Below are 18,495 nucleotides of genomic sequence, written 5' to 3' on the forward strand. Positions count from 1 at the left end.
GTCACGCCTGCGCGATTCCCCAGATCAGCGGCCGCAGATGCGCCGGTGCCTTGGGCAGTTTGTCGTTCGACACCCGCAACACGGTGAAGCCCGCCGCGCGGATCGACGCGAGGGTGTCCCGGTTGCAGTTGCAGCCGTGCCCGACAACCTGGTTGATGCCGTTGAGCCGGTCCTGCCATTTGACGATCGAGCCTTCGCCCCGCACGTGTTCGAGGAACAGCAGATTCCCGCCGGGACGCAACACCCGCCGGATTTCGCTGAGGGCGCGGGCCGGGTCGTTGACGGTGCACAGGACCAGCGTCGACACGACGGTGTCGAACGTCTCGACCGAGAACGGCAACTCCTCGGCCGGCGCTTCGACGACCTGCAGCACGCTCCCGTCGACCTTGCGCGAGAGCTGCTTGAGCATCGGTCCCTCGGGCTCGGCCAGCGTCAGCGTTTCGATTGCCTTCGGGTACAGCGAGAGGTTGAGGCCGGTGCCGGCACCGATCTCCAACACGTCGCCCGTCGCGTAGCTGAGCAGTTCCCGACGCATGTCGGTGAGTCCGGCCCGTTCGGTGCGCTCGAAGATCCGGTCGTAGAAGTGCGCGAAAATCTGCCCGCCGATATTCATGACTCGAACCTAGCGCTACGTTTATGACCGTGAGTCTCGATGACGTACTCCGCCGAGTGTCGGCCCACCGCCCGAACACGATCGAGCTCTCGCACGGTTTGCAGGCCGCAACCGCACTCATCATCACCGCCGAAGCGGACCCTCGTTTTGCGATCATCCGTCGCACCAAACATGACGGCGATCCGTGGTCGGGGCATGCGGCATTGCCCGGTGGAAAGGTCGATCCGACCGACGTGGACGCCGTGGCGACCGCTCGGCGTGAGGCCTTCGAAGAGGTCGGAGTGGAGCTGGGCGAGGCTGTCGGTCGTCTGGATGACATTGGCGGACGAATCATGAAAGGCGTCGTCACGCCGGTCGTCTTCCATATTCCAGAAGCGGTGCCGTTCTCGCCTGACCCACGCGAAGTGGCTGGCGCGCACTGGATTCCGCTGTCGATCATCACCGACGCGAGCTATCGCATCAGGTATCCGAACCGCCTCGTCGGTCCCTGGCCGGCGTGGAATGTCCGGACCGGCGAGCCGGCACCCCTCGACAACCTGGTGATCTGGGGCCTCACCCACCGCATCCTTTCCGCATTCCGCGAGGTCGCGCTCGACTGATCGAAGAGAGACGTAACGCACGCACGCTCCCCGGGCGATGAAGCAGATGAATTTGTCTGTCAGGGGGGCTGTGATGATCGACGGACTGGTGACTCTGCGGGATGAAATCGGCGCGTACTACCGTGGCGCCGGTCAGCCCACCGTGCTGCGTGAGGCGTTCCGCCAGGCCTCCCTCTTCGTGCCACTAACCGACGACGAAGACGTGTACATGGGATCCATGGGCGGAGTCCATTGGCTCTGTGCCTTCTCCACCGAGGCCGAGATGGGCAAATACTGCGCCAGCCGTGCCGACATGTCGAGCGGGCGATTCATCACTGTTCCCGGCTGGCGACTGCTGAATGCCGGCGGCAACCCGACGTGCGTCATCGTCGACGTCAAGGGCGAGTTCCCGATGTCCTTCCCACCGGCGCCGACGGTCATTTAGCGGTCACATCACCCGCATCGGCAGCATCATGTCGTGATCCTCGTGGTCGAGGATGTGGCAGTGCCAGACGTACCCCTGGGCCTGCTTCGACCCGGACGTGGTCTTCGGCATCGGCATCGACATTCCAGGCATGGACATCCCCGGCATCGACATTCCCGTTGTCGGGATCGGCTCGTTGACGGTGAACGGCGCGTCCGGGTCGAATCCCATCTCGTCCCGGGACGGGAAGTGCACGAGAATTCGCGTGATGAAGCCGACCGGGCACGCGACGGTGTCCTTCCAGCCGACCTCCTCGGGCTCCGGAGGTTCCATCGGTCCGATGACGTAATTGTCGGCCGAAGGGTTCCACCGGCGGCCGTCCTCAGCAGGTGGCGGGTTCGAGCCGAAGTAGCCCGCCGAGTTGAACGGCTGACGCCCGATCACGCGGAACTTGCACAGATGGATGTGGATCGGGTGATCGACCAACGTGCTGTTGATGAGGTTCCACTGCTCCACGGAGCCGGACGGGACCATCTCGACGTCCTCGGTATGGAACCGCAGGTTATTGAGCGTGTTCATGGCGGGCGCGCCGCTCTGGGGCCGCGCTTCATCGAGGAGCGTCAGCATCGTCATCGAGCGAACTCGGTCCGGCTTGGTGAGGCCCGGGATGGCTGCCGGGAGTCCGGGGCCGCCCCGCAGAAGCTTCGGGATTCCGCCGGTGAACCCCTTTTCGGGGCCGACAACGAACTCCATGATGTTCGGCAGCGCCTGAATCATGAACGCGGCGTCGCCGACCGAGTTGTTGGCGACGTTCTCCAGCACGATGCGGGTGCCCGGCGGCACGTTGCTGAAGTCGATGAGGACGTCGTACCGTTCGCCCGGCATCGATCCGAAGTCTTCGACCTTGACCGGAGCATTGAGCAGACCCTGGTCACTACCGATGACCCACATCGGCGCGTCGTTGCTCAGCTTGAATTGGTAGTTGCGCGAGTTGCTGCCGTTCACGAAGCGGAAGCGGTAGATCCCACGCTTGACGTCGAGTCGTGGCCACGCGACTCCGTTTACGCAGGCCACGTCGCCGTAGTTGCCGGCCTGGTTGAAGTTCGTCGGGAGGAAGAACCACAGAAGCGGAACCATGGTGCCGTCGGGCCGGAAGATCTTGTCCTGGACGACCAGCGGAATCTCGTACTCGCCGCTTGGCAGGCCAAGCGGGTTGCCGGCCTCCCCGGTGTCGAATTCGTCGCGCACCCAGTACGCACCGGCAAGACCGGCGTGCACATTGAGCCGGGTGATGCCGACCGCGTGGTCGTGGTACCAGAGCGTCATCGCCTCTTGGCGGTGCGGGTAGCTGTACGTGATGGCTCCGCCGTTGCGCACGGTGTCGTACGGGTGCCCGTCCGACGACGCGGGAGTGACGCCGCCATGCAGGTGGATGTTCGACCGCGGGTTCGTCTTGTCTTCTTCGGTGGCGCCGTGGAGCGTGGTGTCGACGTGCTGCGCGAGCGGGTGGACACCGAGCTGGTTGGTGACCGTCAGATTGGCGGTGACGTGGCTTTGCGCGATCAACGTCGGCCCGAGGTAGGCCTGGTCGTAACCCCACACCCGAGTCGGCGGGAGGTCCCGGTGGAACTTGTGCGGGCCGGCGACCATCGACAGCTGGCCGGAGTTGCCGCGTCGCGCGGGAATCGGGAGCTTGTCGACGTACGGCTGCAACGGCGGGGAGTGATACCCCAGCGGCGACACCGGGACTGGGGCGATGTCGGGAATCGGTCCGCCCGGCGGGGGTAGGGGCACCGCATCTGCTGAGGAAACGACGGTTCCGGCTGCGGCGGCACCCGCGGCGGCTCCGAGCGCCCACATGGCTTCACGTCTCGTCAGTGATCTCATCAGCATTCAATCCGTTGGTCGTCATTGGCGTACGGCGAAGCGCGTGTGACCGATGGGAAAGACGATCACTAGTGGTGCAGTTGTTCACTTATCGCCGCGAAAGTGAATCACGTTTCGTCGTCATGCGAATAACGAACTGGACAAAGTCATTCGTTCGTCGACCGTGCCTACCGACGACGGTGAGCCTGCGACAATTGGCGACGTGACCGCAGAACGGATCGATGAACTCGAAGCTGAGAACCTCCGACTCCGGCAACTGCTCGCACATCACGTCGGCGAAGACGTGGCGGAGCGCGAACTGGTCTCCGGTGCCAATCGGGAAGGCGATGTGCGGTTTGTCGCGGTCCTCTTCATCGACCTCGTCGGCTCGACGAAAAAGGTCGCGATGATGCGCCCGGCGCAGGTCGTCGACCTGCTCAACCGTTTCTTCGACATCGTCGTGGACGTGGTCGAGCGCAACGGCGGCTTCGTCAACAAGTTCATCGGTGACGAGGCCCTCGTGATCTTCGGCGCTCCGGCATACTCGGCGGACGCCGCCGGCGACTCTCTCAAGGCGGCGCGCGAACTCCACGAGGCGCTTGTCGGGAATCCCGAGATGCAGGCCGGAATCGGCGTCGCCGCGGGCACTGTGCTCGCAGGCAACATCGGCTCGAGCACTCGATTCGAGTACACCGTGATCGGTCAGCCGGTCAATGAGGCCGCGCGTCTCACCGAGTTGGCGAAGAAGCACGAAGGCCGTGTCGTGGCCTCGGAATACACCGTCAACTTCGCTCGCGACGAGGAGCGCGCCCATTGGGAGGTTGGCGAACTCGTGGAACTGCGCGGTCGCGGCAAACTCACGCGCCTCGCGTGGCCCCGCCCACAAAGCTGAGTCGAGGCCAAGATCAGCCCATAGGATTGCGGGGTGGATTCACCCGAGATCCCCGACGACAAGTCGGCCGCCCTCCTCGAAGCGCTCGTGGACTATTGCAACGAGCAGCTGTCGGGTGAGCTTTTCGTGCGTTGGGTCCACGAAGAAGTCCGCCTTGCCATGGTTGCCGCGGAGAAGCTCACGCTCAGTGAGGTCGTGAGCCCGCAACAGGTCCGCGGCGTCGCCGTCAAGTACGCGCTGGAATGGCGCTTCGAGGACACCTTTGTCGATCTCCTGTCCGAAATCGCCGTTCGAATCCATAACCGACTGTTCGATCCGGAATCGAGCCTCGATCTGGAGAACGGCGTCAAAGAGGCGTTCGAGCGACTCGAGAACGTTCCCGCGTTCCAACGCCTGATCGGCGCGATCTACCAGAGCGAGTTCGTTCGGCGGTCGTCTGCAGCACTGGTGTATCAAGCCGCTGTAGATGCGTTGAAGAAGAATCGCGGTGTGGAAGCGAAGGGGCTCGGTCGTTTCCTGCAACTCACCGGAGGCATCGTCGAGCGGGTTCTCCCGGACGCCGAGCAGCGCGCCGACGCAATCCTGCATGGGGTCGCCGAGCAACTCGCGACGTTGGTCCAACGCGACAAGACCGACCCGGCTGATATTGCGCACAACATCGTCGCGGCGATCAATTCGTCGAGCGATGGTCGCGGGCTGACGACCACGATCGAAGCCAGCGACATCGAGGACTTCCTCTTGGTCGCCTTCGAGTTGTTGCGCGACGTGCGCACGACTCGCCCGCTGCGCACCGCGATCGAAGAGGGCATCAACGTCTTCTTCGAGCGGAATGCGAATTACACGCTGGCGCAACTGCTCCTCGAAATGGGCATCACGGCCGAAGACATGATCGAGGAAGCGCTGCGGTTTGCCCCGCGGGCAATCGCGGCTTCGCAAAAGCACGGCATCTTGGACGAGGTGATCCGGCGACGCTTCCGCGGGTTCGCCGAGTCGGACCGGGTCAGGGAACTGCTCGGCGACTGATGTCGCACATTCTCCGGATGGACGGAACTGCTTGTCGAAGCGGGCCGTCCAACGGGCATGAGATCAGCACGACTACTTCACCGGCGGCTATGTTCGGGAAAGTCGAAGCCGGACGGGTAGTTCGGACGGGATGGATACGATCCGGTCATGGCCGACACCGCGCCCTCGTGGGCGACCCGATTGGCATCCGTCGCGATTGTCGTAGCACTGATCGCGATCGCCGTGGCCGTGTGGGCACTACGCGCGCGATCGCCTGAACCGCCGTTGGCGGGACCGGCAACGGGTGACTTGAAAACGAGAGCCTGCAGCGACTTCGCCGTCGTCAAGAAGGCGGTGTCCCTGCAAACCCATGCCACCGCCGTGCCGGGAAGCGTGGATGAGCAGGTCGTCGACGTGAACTCGCGCCTCGCGATGTCTTCCGGTGCGTTGTATCTGCTCACTCGACTTGATCCCGCGACTGCGGGTGATCTGGCCGATGAGATCCGGCGCTTCGCGTCCGACCTGCAGGAGATCTCCATCTATGCCCAGGCCGGCGTCGCCTACGACGACCCGGCTGAAGCCGCGCGTTTGAGGGACGCGCAAGCCGCCAGCGACCGCATCGATGTCCTCTGCGGCGCTGCATGAGGTGCCGCGGAGTGCATCGGTTGCGGTCGTCGGGTTCATGGGCTTCCAGATCGAGCACCTGATCAGGCGCATGGTGCGGCAGTCCATGAAGTCACGGGGTCCGAAACACGCGAAATAAGACCAACTAGTTTGTTTTGATCTCCCGTGGACTTACGATTCAGGTAACTGTTCGGTGGCCGGGTAAATGGTTTACGCCTTAATCACTTTGAGGTGCGGACAACGTTGTTCGGCGGGTCGCGAGGAGCATCGTCATGGCTGCCACCACCCCCCGCTCGCGCCGAGATTCGCGCGCCAAGAACCGACCACGGAAGGTTCTGACCACCGGACTCGTTTCGGCCGGACTGTTGTTCGGCCCGAGTGTGGGCGTCGCGTCTGCTGCACCAGCTGTCACGCTGCTCGGCCACTTGTTCGGAACCGGCACGGCCACAGCATCGTCGACCTTCATCCAGCCCCGATCGCGTGCGCCCTTTGTGTTCACGGGTGCCTCGACGTCGCTGTTCCCGAAGAGTTGGGCTAACTCGGCCGCTGCGTCGAATAGCTGCGGACTGGTGTGCAACGGCGCCGACGGCACCGCCGACCACCCCGATGGGCAGAACGGTGGCTTGATTCGGGGCAACGGTGGCAACGGCTACGACTCGACCACGGACGGAGTCTCCGGTGGGAACGGTGGCTCGGGCGGCCGGTTCAGTGGCAACGGCGGTAACGGTGGCGACGGGGGCTCGGCCGCCGCAGGTGGCAACGGCGGCAATGCGGGTCGCCTCCGGGGCGATGGCGGATCGGGTGGCAACGGCGGTTCGGGCACTGCAGGAACCAATGGAGCGGCCGGTACGAACGGCTCCGCCGGCGCCAATGCCACGGAAGTCGATGGCACGCAAGCGAACCCGAACGCGGTCGGCGGCAACGGTGGAGACGGCACAAACGGGGCTGCCGGTGGCAGTGGCACCGCGGGCACGGCGGGCGGTGCGGGTGGCGCTGGCGGCAAGGGCAGCCTGTTCGGCAAGGGCGGCAGTGGTGGCAACGGCGGCGCTGGCGGAAACGGCGGAACTGGTGCGACTGGTGGCAACGGCGGTACTGGCGGCAACGGCGGTATCGCGGTTGGCTACACCTCGACCACGGCAGGCGACAACGGCGGCAACGCAACTGGCGGAAACGGCGGCGCAGGCGGTGCGGCAGGTGCCGGTGGGTCGGGCGGCTCCGGCGGTGCGGGGGGTGCGGCCGGAGGCGCTGGCACCGGAGGTCGAGGCAGCGGAACCGTGGGTACCGCGGGCGTAAACGGATCAGCGGGAGCGAGCGGCTCGTCCGGCGTGATGGGCGACGGCGGCAACGGCGGTCCCGGTACCGGTGGCAACGGTGCGGACGGCGCTGCTGGTGGCGCCGGAGGAAACGGTGGTAACGGCACGGGAGGCGCAGCTGGAACAGGTGCGACGAACGGACATGTCGGAACCGGTACCGGCGGAGACGGCGGCAACGGTGGCGACGCGACGACGCCCGGTGGTAACGGCGGCGCGGGCGGCAACGGCGGCTCGAACCTCGGACTCGTCGGCAATGGTGGAGACGGCGGAAACGGTGGCGCGGGAGCAATCGGAGCGACTGGCGCCACAGGAGACCCAGGCACGAACGGGACGATCGGCACGACCGGCACCGGAACATCGGGTGACCCAGATGCATTGGGCGGCAAGGGAACCGATGGACTCAGCGGTGGTAACGGTGAAAACGGAGGAAACGGCGGCACCGGCGGAGCGGGCGGCAATGGCGGCAACGCCGGCCTGTTCGGCACCGGTGGAAACGCTGGAAACGGCGGCGCTGCGGGCGACGGAGGCAACGGTGGCACAGGAGGCACCGGAGGCACCGGAGGCACCGGTGGGACCGCGGTCGGCTACAGCCCGACGGCAGCCGGAGAAGACGGTGGCAACGCTGTCGGCGGTGCTGGCGGCAACGGCGGTGCAGGAGGCGGCGGAGGCGCAGGTGGCCTCAGTGGCAGCGGCGGCGCGGCCGGAACTGCCGGCACGGGCGGGAACGGCACTGGAGCTGGCGGATTAACTGGCGGATCCGGGACGACGGGCGCAACCGGAGCGACCGGACTCGTCGGCGCCGGCGGCAGCGGCGGATCTGCGACCGGTGGCAACGGCGCTGACGGAACCCCCGGTGGAGACGGCGGAAATGGCGGGGACGCCACTGGTGGCGCAGGTGGTACCGGCTCGACCACGGGTGCCGCGGGCGCCGGCAACGGCGGTAACGGTGGCGACGGCGGGGACACCACCACTATCGGCGGCGCTGGAGGCAACGGCGGAAATGGTGGTTCGAGCCTCGGGACCAGCGGCAACGGTGGAAACGGTGGAAACGGTGGCGCCGGAGGAACTGGCGCGGACGCCGTTAACCCGACGCCACCGACCGACACCGCCGCGAGCGGCGCGAATGTCGACGATTACTACAACGGCGCGGGCATTGGTGCCGGAAGCGTTGGTACCGGTACCAACGCGGGCGACGGTAGCAACGGAACAGACGGCCAGAACGGTGGAAACGGGGGCAGCATTCCCAACTTCTACAACGGCGCGGGACAAGGTGGAGGGACCGGTAACGGAGGAAATGCCGGAAGCGGAGGAAATGGCGGTGCTGGTGGTGGAGCCGGCGGCAATGGCGGGGGTATTGGCGCCCTCAACGGAGTCGGACTGGCCGGCAGTACCGGCCACGGTGGAAACGCAGGTAACGGCGGAAATGGTGGGGAAGGTGGCGGAGTCGGTGGCGACGGCGGCAACCTCGGCGACACGAACGGCGGAGGTTTTGCCGGCGGTACCGGCAATGGCGGGAATGCTGGCGACGGCGGTACTGGTGGAGCTGGCCTGGCGGGCGAGTCAGGTGGGACCGGGGGTAACGGTGGCGCCGGTGGCAGCGGCGGCACCGTAAGCGGAGCCGGGGGCAACGGCGGCACGGGCGGCAGCGGTGGCACCGGGGGAACAGGCAGCGCGGGCGGTCCTGGTGGAAGTGGCGGGAACATTGCGGACAGCAATGGAGTGACTACGGGCACCGGCTCTGACGGCAACGCGGGGAATGCCGGCAACGGCGGCGACGGTGGAGTAGGTGGAACCGGCGGCGTTGGAGGAACTGGCGGTTCCGGAGGCGCAGCCGGAACTGGCATCACGAGTGGAGCAGGCGGCAGTGGAGGTTCCGGAGGGTCCGGAGGAACAGGGGGCGCTGGCGGTGCTGGGGGTGCCGGCGGTACCATTGATGCCTTCAGAAACAACGGCGGATCCGCCGGCAGCGCGGGCTCCACTGGGCAAACCGGCAGCCAGGGCGCCACGGGAACCCCGGGTACCAACGGCTAGTCGCCCACCAACCGCCGCAGCGCCTTCCGCACGAGTTGGGGGTCGGTCGTCGTCCAGTACGGCGGCAGCGATGCCCGCAAGAATCCGCCATAGCGTGCGGTCGCCAGCCGCGGGTCGAGGACCGCAATGACGCCGCGGTCGTCGACGCTGCGCAGCAATCGCCCAGTGCCCTGCGCGAGAAGCAGAGCGGCGTGCGTGACGGCGACCGTCATGAAGCCGTTCCCACCGCGGGATTCGACTGCCCGCTGACGAGCAACGAGCAGCGGATCGTCCGGCCGGGGGAACGGAATGCGGTCCATGATGACGAGGCTCAGCGAGCGCCCCGGCACATCCACGCCCTGCCACAACGTCAAAGTGCCGAAGAGAGAAGCGGATTCGTCCTCGGCGAACCTAGTCACGAGAGCCGGCATCGAATCGTCACCCTGACAGAGGACCGGCGTGCTGAGCCGTTCCGTCATCGCTTCGGCGGCCGCCCGGGCGGCGCGCATCGACGAGAAGAGCGCGAGGGTGCGCCCGCCGGCCGCTGTGATGAGTTCCTCGATCTCGTCGAGGTACGCAGGCTGCAGACCGTCGCGGCCCGGCTGGGGGAGATGCTTCGCGAGGTAGAGGATTCCGGCCTTGCGGTGATCGAACGGTGAGCCGACATCGAGCGCCGACCACGCCATTCCCGGCGGTATCTCTTCCGCGGACTGTGGCGGCAAGCCCCAGTTGATCGCGAGGCCGTCAAACGACCCGCCGACCTGCAGAGTCGCTGAGGTCAGAACGACTGTCGAGGGCTCGAACAGTCGGGTGCGCAGCAAGCCGCCGACGGCGAGCGGCGCGACTCGAACGACTCGACGCTGGGCACCGCTGCGCATGTCGTCGAACGCGAGCCAGACGACGTCACGTCGGGCTGCGGGGTCTGCGTCGAACGCGGTGAGCGCGCGGACGGCGGCGTCGTGCACGTCGTCGATCGCCGCGACGGCCACGCCGCGGGCAGCTGCGGTGTCGGGATCACCCTTGTCGGACTGTCCGGGTGGCGCGAGTGCAGTGCGCACGTTCCACGCGGAGTCGCGGATCAACGCGAGGACCGCGGCGGCGCCGTCGGGCATTTCGTCCCAACGCCCCGGGGCGAGCTCGCCGAGTAGCTGGTCCCACGCCTCGGCGGCGGCTTCGAGTCGATCGACGTCTCCGTCTTCGACGAGCTTCGTGCACCGACGCGCGGCCATCGTCACCATGCCTGGGCTCAGCTCCGCGGTAGCGGCGCTGGTGACGCGGTCGACGAGTTCGTGGGCTTCGTCGATGACGACGACGTCGTGTTCGGGCAGGACCGGGATACCGCTGATCGCGTCGATCGCGAGCAGCGCGTGGTTGGTGACGACGACATCAGCCTTCGACGCCTTCGCCCGCGCGAGTTCGGCGAAGCACTCCTCGCCGAAGGGGCAGCGCGTACGTCCGAGGCACTCGCGCGAATTGACGCTGACCTGACGCCACGCACGGTCTGAGACACCTGGCTTGACCTCGTCGCGGTCTCCGGTCTCGGTTTCCGCAGCCCAGGCGTGCAGTTTCTGGACTTCCCGGCCGAGTCGCGAGATCGCAAAGGCGTCGAAGAGTTCCTCGGCGGGATCTTCGGGAACGGTGCCCTCGGTCTTGTTGCGGCAGACGTAGTTGTTGCGGCCCTTGAGAATCGCGAACTTCGGAGTGCGCCCGAGTGGCCCTTCGAGCGCCTTCGCCAGGCGGGGGAGATCGCGGTCGACGAGCTGATTCTGTAGCGCAATGGTCGCGGTCGAGACGACGACGGTCTGAGCGGTCTCGAGCGCGTGCCGAATACTCGGTACGAGGTAGGCGAGCGACTTACCGGTTCCGGTTCCGGCCTGCACCGCGAGATGACGTTCTGCGGAGATGGATTCGGCGACCGCGGAAGCCATCGTCAACTGGTTCGCGCGCTCGACACCGCCAAGAGCCTGTACGGCTGAAGCGAGAAGCGACGGAACGTCGGGCAGATCAGCCACGGAGACGAGGGTACCGTTTCTTGCTATGCACTCTGGCCCGCCAACGCGCACGTTTGTCGGGTTGAGTGGATTTGCTGCTGCGGCAACGGTAGTGCTCCTTGCCCTGGGCGAGTTGTTCCCGAGATCGCTCCTCGGCCGCTACGAAGGCACTGACCTCGCGGTCTACCGACTCGGTGGCCGCGTTTGGCTCGAGGGACAAGATCTGTACGGGCGTCTTCCGGAACTTGCCGGCGGGGTGCCACTCGAGTTCACTTACCCGCCGTTGGCTGCGATCCTTTTCTCGCCTCTGGCCATGGTTCCGCTCCACGTCGCCAGTGTCGCGGCGCTTGCCGTGTCGACGGTGTTGCTCGCGGTCATCGTGTGGACGTTCCTTGGGGGAGTGCGGGGGATGACGGCGGCGTTCGGGATTGCCGTCGTTGCGATCGTGCTCGAACCGATTCGAACGGGCCTCGGATATGGGCAGATCAACGCCGTTCTCGTCGCGGTGATCGCCGCGGACTGTCTCCTGGCGCCCAATCGGAAGTGGCGGGGAATGGCGGTCGGTCTGGTCGCCGCGATAAAGCTGACGCCACTGGTGTTCCTGCTCTTCTTCCTAGCCCGGCGAGATGTTCGGGGAATGATCAACGTCGTCGCCGGGTTCGTGGGCGCCACGCTCCTGGCCACCGCCCTCGCCTGGAATGACACCATCGAGTATTGGACGAAGGCACTCTTCGATACGAGCCGAATCGGCCCGACGAGTTACGGCCGAAACCAGTCGCTGCACGGTGAGGTGGCACGGGTCTTCGGCGATCACAGTCGGCTTTCGTCGGTCGCCTGGATCGTGCTGTCACTCGCGGTGATCGTCGCGGCCTTCCTCATCGCGCAGCGCGCCGACCCACGACATGGATTGCTCGCGGTGGCGATGTGCGGCCTGCTCATCTCGCCGATTTCGTGGACACACCACTGGATCTGGATCGTCCCGCTGCTCGTCGTTCTGGTGATCGACAAGCGGTGGGTGCTGGTGTCTTCAGGCGTCCTCGTGTTCGGCGTCGGAATGCCAATTCTGTTGCCGGACAACCGCGAAGACTGGCCGAGCTGGGGTCACCTGGTCAACTCGCTCTATGTGGTGTGGGCTCTTGCCTACCTAGCAAGCGAAGTGGCCTGGACACGAAAGTGGGCCAGACCCGATGGCCTGGCCCACTGACTCGTACGACTAACTCACGAGCACTTTATGTCGCCCATGACGAGTTTCGCGTCGAGCGTCGTCACGTTCGTTGCCTTGATGATCTCTGCGCTCAACAGCTTCGCTTTGACTCCCTGTAGCAGCGCGCCACCCTCGGCTTCGATGCCGACACCGTCGGTGTCGTTGACCCAGGGAACCGACGGCGCACCAAGGGCCCGAATCTTCGGTTCGATGATGGACGGAGCCTTGACGAGATCCGTGTTGCCTCGAAGCGTCAGTGCCGCGTCGGCCGTCGGAATGTCGACGTTGATGCCCGTGACATCGAGGTTGGCACCGGCGATGTTGATGTACAGCGTCACCGGCTGACCAAGGAACTCCATGTCGTGCGTGAGACAGAGGCCGTCCGCGGTCGCGTGCGGCACCTGGAAGGTGGCGAGCCAACGAATGCCGGGACTTCCGTCGTAGTTCTTGATGTGCATGCCACGGACAAACGCGCCATTGTGAGTGGTGCTCAGGCTGTTGATCGTGACGTCGCTGTCGGCCGCGGACGCGATGAACTCACTGGCGTAGGCACCCTGGCTCACGAGACTGCCTGCGATCGCCGCAGTTGTGGCCAGACCGCCGACCATGAGGATCGAGGTGCGACCCCATCGCGTCCGGTTGACGGTGTTCTCAGTCAGCTCCTCGTTCACTGGAACATCCTCACTTGGGTGATCGGCCCGAACACCGCCGGCTGATCGATCGGCGTCGTGATCTTCGCGGCCCAGGCGTCCAGGTCAGCCTTGATGACCGGGAGTTCGGGCAGCGGCACACCGGCGTCGACGAGGACGGCGACAAGCGGGATGAGCTCCTTGATCGGGATGCACGGACCGACGTTCTTCAGCGGTCCGTTTACGTACGGCTGGAAGACCGCGGCGATCAGCGCAAAAACCTCATCGAGACGGCCCTGGAACTGGCCCTTCTCGCTGTTGACCAAGGTGTAGAACGTCTGCGCAGTGACACAGAGCTTCAGGCTGTTGATCGTGACCCAGAGTTCGATCGTCGTGTTCTTGAGGTCATTTCCGATCGTGAGAACCTGGGCCTTGTTGGACTTGGAGCCGTTGAGGTTCTGCATGAGCCAGGTGTGATCGGGCCGGATGCTCTTGATCCGGATGTCGTCCAGCTCGAGCTTGCGCACCTTGAGGTAGACCGTGTCGGGAGGGCTCAGTTGCCCGTTTGCCATCCGGACGCGTGCGCCCCAGTACGCCTTGGTGAGTCCGTAGATTTCGGCCGTCGGCGACGTGATGTTGATCGACGCGTTCGCCGTCCGCCAACCCGGTTGTGGGAAGGGGATGGGCTCAAACGGCGCCTTGGGGGCGCCTCCGCCAAGTGCCGACGCGAGGTTGCCCGGGCCGATCGCCATGAGCGCAATGGCGAACGCCAGACCGAACATCATGGCAGTCCGGACGATTGTTCGTTGGCCCCACGGGCGAGTATCCACGCCCTCGGTCGATGTGCGCGCCCGGCGCGACGCCTTCATGCCGGAGTCTCAATCTCTTCCAGCTCGGTGTCCTGCGCTGCCGCCTCTTCGGTGACCTTCTTCTTCCTACCGAACGAGCGGGGCTTCGCAGGTCCCCAGCCCAGGGTCATCGAAGCACCGATGACGCCGAACAACATGCCGACGAACAGTCCACCGAGGTTTGAAATGACGATCGAGACGATCGCAACGAGCAGTCCGATGACGCCGGCGAAAAGCTTCTGCGTCGGGAAGAACCAGGTCGCGAGCCCGCACAGCAGCAGGGTGCCGCCGGTCAGCCAGCCGCCGAGACCGGTCAGGCCGGCCTTGACGATGACCTGGATCGGCACCATCGACATGTCGAGCAGGAAGTAGGCGCCGACAAGCATCCAGAGGCCGCCCCAGAACGGACGCGTCCGCCGGAATCCGCGGAACCAGATGCGGCCGTCGTTGAACAGATTCTTGACGCGCTGCACATGCGAGATGGCAACAGGTGCCAGCTCGGTCTCCTGAACTGCGTCTTCGAGAACAGAGTCGGTTAGCAACTCTTCACCTCCCCGGGGTGGATCGACGCGTCAAACGTAGGCGCTTGAAGCGATCCGAGGATGCTGGCGCCACGCGCCGTGCCCTCAACGTTTTCAAGATGTGCCTGACCCTCGCTTCCGTCGACACCAAATCCACCGGGCTGGCCGTTGAGCGAGACACCGTTGATGGACAGGAGGTCGGCGGACTTTCCGATCAGAGCGTTCGAGAGAGTCACGTTGTGGCCGACGAGATGAGTCACGTCGAACTGCAGGTTGGCACCTGACGCGAGGCCGGAGTCCGGCGGTACCGACAGGACGACCGAATACGTGCCGCCGAGGATCGTCTGCGACGCAATGATGCAGACACCCGTCAGGGTTCCGCTACCCACCGCAGCGTGCAGGATGGCCTCCGGCCTGGTCTTGCCCTTGGTGTCCGTGACGTTCAGCGAGCTGACGACGATGTCGAGGCCCTGGGCGTCGAGCGCCTGGACCGCCAGCGACATCGGCTTGTCGGCAACGTTGAAGTTCGCCGCCAGTGCGCCCTGTGCCATTGCGGCACCGAGGCCGGTGACGATCGCCATGGATGGGACCAGCACCGCTGCTCCGCGTCCCCACCGGGTGCGGTTCTGCGGCGTGGCGTGCGCGGCTTCTCGAACCTCGGCGTTGAAGGAGTCCGCAGCAGCGAAAGCCTTGGTGCGGAGAGTCACGGTTTGGGCTACGAGAGCGCTGCCGCCGCGATTCGCCCAATTCTTCATTTTCGTGATCACTTCTGGTGTTCCTTCCCGCTCTTGGGGAATTGCTGCGGACGTGCACATTGCGCGGCTGCGCTCTGGGGAAAAATCAGGGTTTTCATGCGTTCACCTGCGTGGGGGTGAGTTCTTCGTCGCTCATGCGGCCCTGCGGCAGTGTCCAACCGAAGGCCCAACACCCACCGATGACCGACAGGAGCATTCCGGCGACGAAGCCGCCGAGGTTGGTGAGCGGGAACGACAGCAGGCCGACGATCACGGCGAGGACGCCGGCGACGTTCTTGCTCTGTGGACGGAACCAGATCATGAAGCCGAGGAACAGATCGACGATTCCGAGCACGAGGCCGAAGATCGCGCCGAGGCCGGCGCTGATGATCATGGTGACCGGGTTGAACGGGACCGCGAACACCAAGATGAGGAAGCCGGCGATGAAGACCAGCAAGCCACCCCAGAATGGGCGGGTCCAGCGGAACTCACGGAATTTCTGGAACATTGTCGTCGCCCCCTCTAGTAGCACTCGTGGTGTTCGACGCCCTTGCCATGGCCGAACTTGGGGATACCAAGTCCAGTCAGAGTGGCACGGCCGTACAGCCCGGCACTCTTGGCGTTGGCCTGGAGTTCAGAGAAGGTCAGCGGACCGTGTCCTTCGACGCCCATGATTCCGACGCCGCCGTCTACCCCGTCGATCGTCGCGGCGTCCTTGTTGAGTTCGACGCCGGACACCAGGTTCGACGCATCTTTGTTCACGGGTTTGCCGTCGTTGGTCTCGGCCGCGAGAACCGCGTTGACCAGGTGCGCATCGGCAGCTGCGGCCTTCAGATCGTGGATAACGACCTCTTTGGTCGAGTGAAGTTGGACTGTCCAACTGCCGATGACCGGGAAGGTCAGGTTCATCGACATGCACAATCCGTTGAGCTTGGCTTCGGGGATCTGCGCGATGAGGGTGGGGACCTTGTCTCCGCCGTTCTTCATCTGCGTGAGGTCCGCGTAGGCGAGCAGGCCACCGGGGGCGCTGCCACTGCGACCGTTGGACGTCAGCTTGACGTCTTGTCCCTTGATCGCCAGGTTCAGTGGCATCCAACCGATGAACAGGAACGCAGCCATGAGGAGCATGCCCAGGCCAGCCGGGAGAAACAGGGGTACTGCGCGGCGCCACCGGAGTCGGCCACGGTCTTGCTTCTGCACGCTCCCGCTCCTCTCTCAAGAGTTAATGACTGGAAGACACTTATGAGGCGAAACAGGTTCTCTGTTGCGTCTGTTACAGCTGTGAATGCCGTGACGGTATCACTCGCGTGCAACACTTGAGGCAACTTTGGAAACCTCAGTAACAGCTTTTTCGTTAGTTAGCTGTTATCTATTCGTGTCCGACGCGCCGACTAGCGTCACACCTGCCACACGCAGATCGTGTAAAGCGGCCTCGCTTGTTACGGGGTCCACTCCCGCGATGAAGTCGAGCAGTACTCGCGTAGCAAACCCTGCGACCTGCGCATCGAGGGCGGTGGCGCGCACGCAGTAGTCGGTCGCGACGCCGACGATGTCGACCGCAGTGACATTCCTGTCGCGGAGCCATTGTTCGAGGCTTGTGTCAGTGGAGTCAGTGCCTTCGAAGCCGGAATAAGCGGCCGAATATGCGCCCTTCGAGAAAACTGCTTGAATTTTCAAGAGGTTCAAAGCCGGATGGAATTCTGCGCCGTGAGTCCCGGCTTGGCAGTGCGGCGGCCAACTGTGGCGGTAATCAGGGGCTTCGGCCCAGTGTGACCCGGGTGCGATGTGGTAGTCGCGCGTCGCGGCAATACAGTCGTATTGCTCTGCGTGGGTAAGTAATTCGTTGGAAATCCGCGCAGCGGTCGCGTCGCCGCCCACGACTGCCAGGGACCCGCCCTCGCAGAAGTCGTTCTGCACGTCGACGATGAGTAATGCTCGCCGCGGCGAACTGTCCGTCATGCTCACGCCTCCATGCTGGTTGGAATCGCGGGTTCACCGGCCGAGGGATCGAGAGCCTGGGGTGGGAGGTTCTGCAATCCGGTCGCCAATCTGGCGCGCGCCGCAACCAGTGGCTCTGTGTAGGTTCGCTCGCCGGAGCGCATCATCGGTGTCTGGAGTTCGCGGAGAGTTTGCTGTAGCGGGGCGTTCGTGGGCCGGATGACCTCTTCGACCGCTACGCCGTCGTCAAATCTCCGGAATGCCCGCTTGGCTCCGCCGTGAGTCGCCTTCTGGCTGCTTTTCTTCGCCACCGGGATTCCATCGACCTCGACGAGCTTGTAGACGAGACCAGCGGTCGGGGCTCCGGATCCCGTCACCAACGACGTCCCGACCCCGAACCCGTCGACCGGTGCCTCACGCAACGCCTCGATGGAGAACTCGTCGAGGTCGCCAGAGAGCAGGATTCGCGTGCTCGTGGCGCCGGCATCGTCCAGTTGCTCGCGCACATCGCGCGCATGCTGCCCGAGATCGCCCGAGTCGATGCGAACCGCGCCGAGTTTCGTTCCCGCCGCGGCGATCGCCTTCTCGACACCGCTGCGCACGTCGAAGGTGTCGACGAGGAGCGTTGTCTGCGGTCCCATCGAGGAGACCTGGCTGGCGAACGCAGCAGTCTCCGGATCGGCCGCCAGCCCGGAATGAAGGAGGACGAAGGCGTGCGCGCTGGTCCCGGCTCCGGGGATGCCGTAGCGGCGAACTGCTTCGAGATTGGACGTCGCGGTGAATCCGGCGATGTAGGCGGCGCGGGCAGCGGAGGGAGCCGCTTGTTCATGTGTCCGGCGCCCGCCCATTTCGATGAGCGTGCGACCTCGGGCCGCGGTGACCATGCGTGCCGCCGCAGCGGCGATCGCACAGTCGTGGTTGAGGACCGACAAGAGAAGTGTCTCGAGCAGCACGCACTCGCCGAACGTGCCCCGGACGGTCAGGATCGGAGAGTCGGGAAAGAACAGTTCACCTTCGGGGTAACCGTCGATGTCGCCGGAGAACCGGAACCGGCGAAGCCAGTCGATCGTGCGGTCATCGAGGAATTTGCCCACTGTTTCGATCTCGTCGGCACCGAAGCGAAATGCGTCGACCGCGTCCAGCAGTCGCTGTGCTCCGCACGCGACGCCGTAGCGGCGTCCTTCGGGCAATCGACGTGCGAAAACCTCGAAAACAACCGGTCGATCAGCCGTCCCGTCCCGCAGCGCTGCGGCGAGCATCGTCAGCTCATATTGGTCGGTGAGCAGCGCTGTGGAGTGCCCCATACGC

Annotated in this window: 18 protein-coding genes; 7 read left to right on the forward strand and 11 right to left on the reverse strand. The window is 65.0% G+C overall.

Translation table 11 applies throughout. The features are described from left to right. Window position 1 precedes the first annotated feature (1 nt). A complete protein-coding gene (locus F600_RS28105) occupies window positions 2-613 on the reverse strand; it encodes a class I SAM-dependent methyltransferase (protein ID WP_018161102.1) in 612 nt (203 codons plus the stop codon). Window positions 614-636: 23 nt separating this feature from the next. Between F600_RS28105 and F600_RS0113215 the strand changes: the two genes are divergently transcribed. Together F600_RS0113215 and F600_RS0113220 are read left to right on the forward strand one after the other, a co-directional pair. Then, on the forward strand, window positions 637-1,212 hold the full coding sequence (locus tag F600_RS0113215; RefSeq protein ID WP_018161103.1) for an NUDIX hydrolase: 576 nt from the start codon (window positions 637-639) through the stop codon (window positions 1,210-1,212). Window positions 1,213-1,285: 73 nt separating this feature from the next. Further along, complete coding sequence (locus tag F600_RS0113220; protein ID WP_040631483.1) at window positions 1,286-1,636, forward strand: hypothetical protein; 351 nt, start codon at window positions 1,286-1,288, stop codon at window positions 1,634-1,636. A 3-nt stretch (window positions 1,637-1,639) separates the two neighbouring features. Here the strand turns inward: F600_RS0113220 and F600_RS0113225 are convergent, their stop codons facing one another. Then, the gene (locus F600_RS0113225) at window positions 1,640-3,475 is read right to left on the reverse strand and encodes a multicopper oxidase family protein (RefSeq protein ID WP_018161105.1); all 1,836 of its coding nucleotides are present in this window, start codon (window positions 3,473-3,475) and stop codon (window positions 1,640-1,642) included. 229 nt (window positions 3,476-3,704) lie between these two features. Between F600_RS0113225 and F600_RS28110 the strand changes: the two genes are divergently transcribed. The 4 genes from F600_RS28110 to F600_RS31630 all read left to right on the forward strand — a co-directional run bounded on the left by F600_RS28110 (window position 3,705) and on the right by F600_RS31630 (window position 9,343). Next, window positions 3,705-4,373, forward strand: a complete 669-nt coding sequence (locus F600_RS28110; protein WP_018161106.1) for an adenylate/guanylate cyclase domain-containing protein — start codon at window positions 3,705-3,707, stop codon at window positions 4,371-4,373. 33 nt (window positions 4,374-4,406) lie between these two features. Further along, the gene (locus F600_RS0113235) at window positions 4,407-5,396 is read left to right on the forward strand and encodes a hypothetical protein (RefSeq protein WP_018161107.1); all 990 of its coding nucleotides are present in this window, start codon (window positions 4,407-4,409) and stop codon (window positions 5,394-5,396) included. Window positions 5,397-5,543: 147 nt separating this feature from the next. After that, on the forward strand, window positions 5,544-6,020 hold the full coding sequence (locus tag F600_RS0113240) for a hypothetical protein (protein WP_018161108.1): 477 nt from the start codon (window positions 5,544-5,546) through the stop codon (window positions 6,018-6,020). A 251-nt stretch (window positions 6,021-6,271) separates the two neighbouring features. Beyond that, window positions 6,272-9,343: a PGRS repeat-containing protein gene (locus tag F600_RS31630; protein WP_018161110.1), complete on the forward strand. Its 3,072-nt coding sequence runs from the start codon at window positions 6,272-6,274 to the stop codon at window positions 9,341-9,343. Here the strand turns inward: F600_RS31630 and F600_RS0113255 are convergent. Further along, a complete protein-coding gene (locus F600_RS0113255; RefSeq protein ID WP_018161111.1) occupies window positions 9,340-11,334 on the reverse strand; it encodes an ATP-dependent DNA helicase in 1,995 nt (664 codons plus the stop codon). The genes F600_RS31630 and F600_RS0113255 overlap by 4 nt on opposite strands. A gap of 25 nt (window positions 11,335-11,359) precedes the next feature. On the opposite strand from F600_RS0113255, the gene F600_RS28120 reads away from it, so the two are divergent. After that, on the forward strand, window positions 11,360-12,517 hold the full coding sequence (locus F600_RS28120; RefSeq protein WP_081628838.1) for a glycosyltransferase 87 family protein: 1,158 nt from the start codon (window positions 11,360-11,362) through the stop codon (window positions 12,515-12,517). 14 nt (window positions 12,518-12,531) lie between these two features. Here F600_RS28120 and F600_RS0113265 read toward each other — a convergent pair whose 3' ends face one another. From F600_RS0113265 to F600_RS0113300, 8 genes are all read right to left on the reverse strand, one after another. Further along, window positions 12,532-13,188, reverse strand: a complete 657-nt coding sequence (locus F600_RS0113265) for a hypothetical protein (RefSeq protein WP_018161113.1) — start codon at window positions 13,186-13,188, stop codon at window positions 12,532-12,534. Next, window positions 13,185-14,015 (reverse strand): hypothetical protein, encoded by an 831-nt coding sequence (locus F600_RS0113270; RefSeq protein WP_026306507.1) that lies wholly within the window; start codon window positions 14,013-14,015, stop codon window positions 13,185-13,187. Before F600_RS0113270 ends, F600_RS0113265 begins: the two co-directional genes overlap by 4 nt. Next, window positions 14,012-14,536 carry a DUF6114 domain-containing protein gene (locus tag F600_RS28125; protein ID WP_018161115.1) on the reverse strand — a complete coding sequence of 175 codons (525 nt, stop codon included), beginning with the start codon at window positions 14,534-14,536 and terminating at the stop codon, window positions 14,012-14,014. Before F600_RS28125 ends, F600_RS0113270 begins: the two co-directional genes overlap by 4 nt. Continuing rightward, window positions 14,530-15,282, reverse strand: coding sequence for a DUF6230 family protein (locus F600_RS0113280; RefSeq protein WP_018161116.1), 753 nt, complete (start codon window positions 15,280-15,282; stop codon window positions 14,530-14,532). Before F600_RS0113280 ends, F600_RS28125 begins: the two co-directional genes overlap by 7 nt. An 82-nt stretch (window positions 15,283-15,364) precedes the next feature. Further along, window positions 15,365-15,757 carry a DUF6114 domain-containing protein gene (locus F600_RS28130; RefSeq protein WP_018161117.1) on the reverse strand — a complete coding sequence of 131 codons (393 nt, stop codon included), beginning with the start codon at window positions 15,755-15,757 and terminating at the stop codon, window positions 15,365-15,367. Window positions 15,758-15,771: 14 nt separating this feature from the next. After that, window positions 15,772-16,449 (reverse strand): DUF6230 family protein, encoded by a 678-nt coding sequence (locus F600_RS0113290; RefSeq protein WP_018161118.1) that lies wholly within the window; start codon window positions 16,447-16,449, stop codon window positions 15,772-15,774. A gap of 165 nt (window positions 16,450-16,614) precedes the next feature. Continuing rightward, window positions 16,615-17,208, reverse strand: coding sequence for a nicotinamidase (locus F600_RS0113295; RefSeq protein WP_026306508.1), 594 nt, complete (start codon window positions 17,206-17,208; stop codon window positions 16,615-16,617). Between the two features lie 2 nt (window positions 17,209-17,210). Beyond that, window positions 17,211-18,491, reverse strand: coding sequence for a nicotinate phosphoribosyltransferase (locus F600_RS0113300; protein ID WP_018161120.1), 1,281 nt, complete (start codon window positions 18,489-18,491; stop codon window positions 17,211-17,213). Between the last annotated feature and the right edge of the window lie 4 nt (window positions 18,492-18,495).

Source organism: Smaragdicoccus niigatensis DSM 44881 = NBRC 103563 (genome assembly GCF_000380645.1).
Classification (GTDB): Bacteria; Actinomycetota; Actinomycetes; order Mycobacteriales; family Mycobacteriaceae; genus Smaragdicoccus; species Smaragdicoccus niigatensis.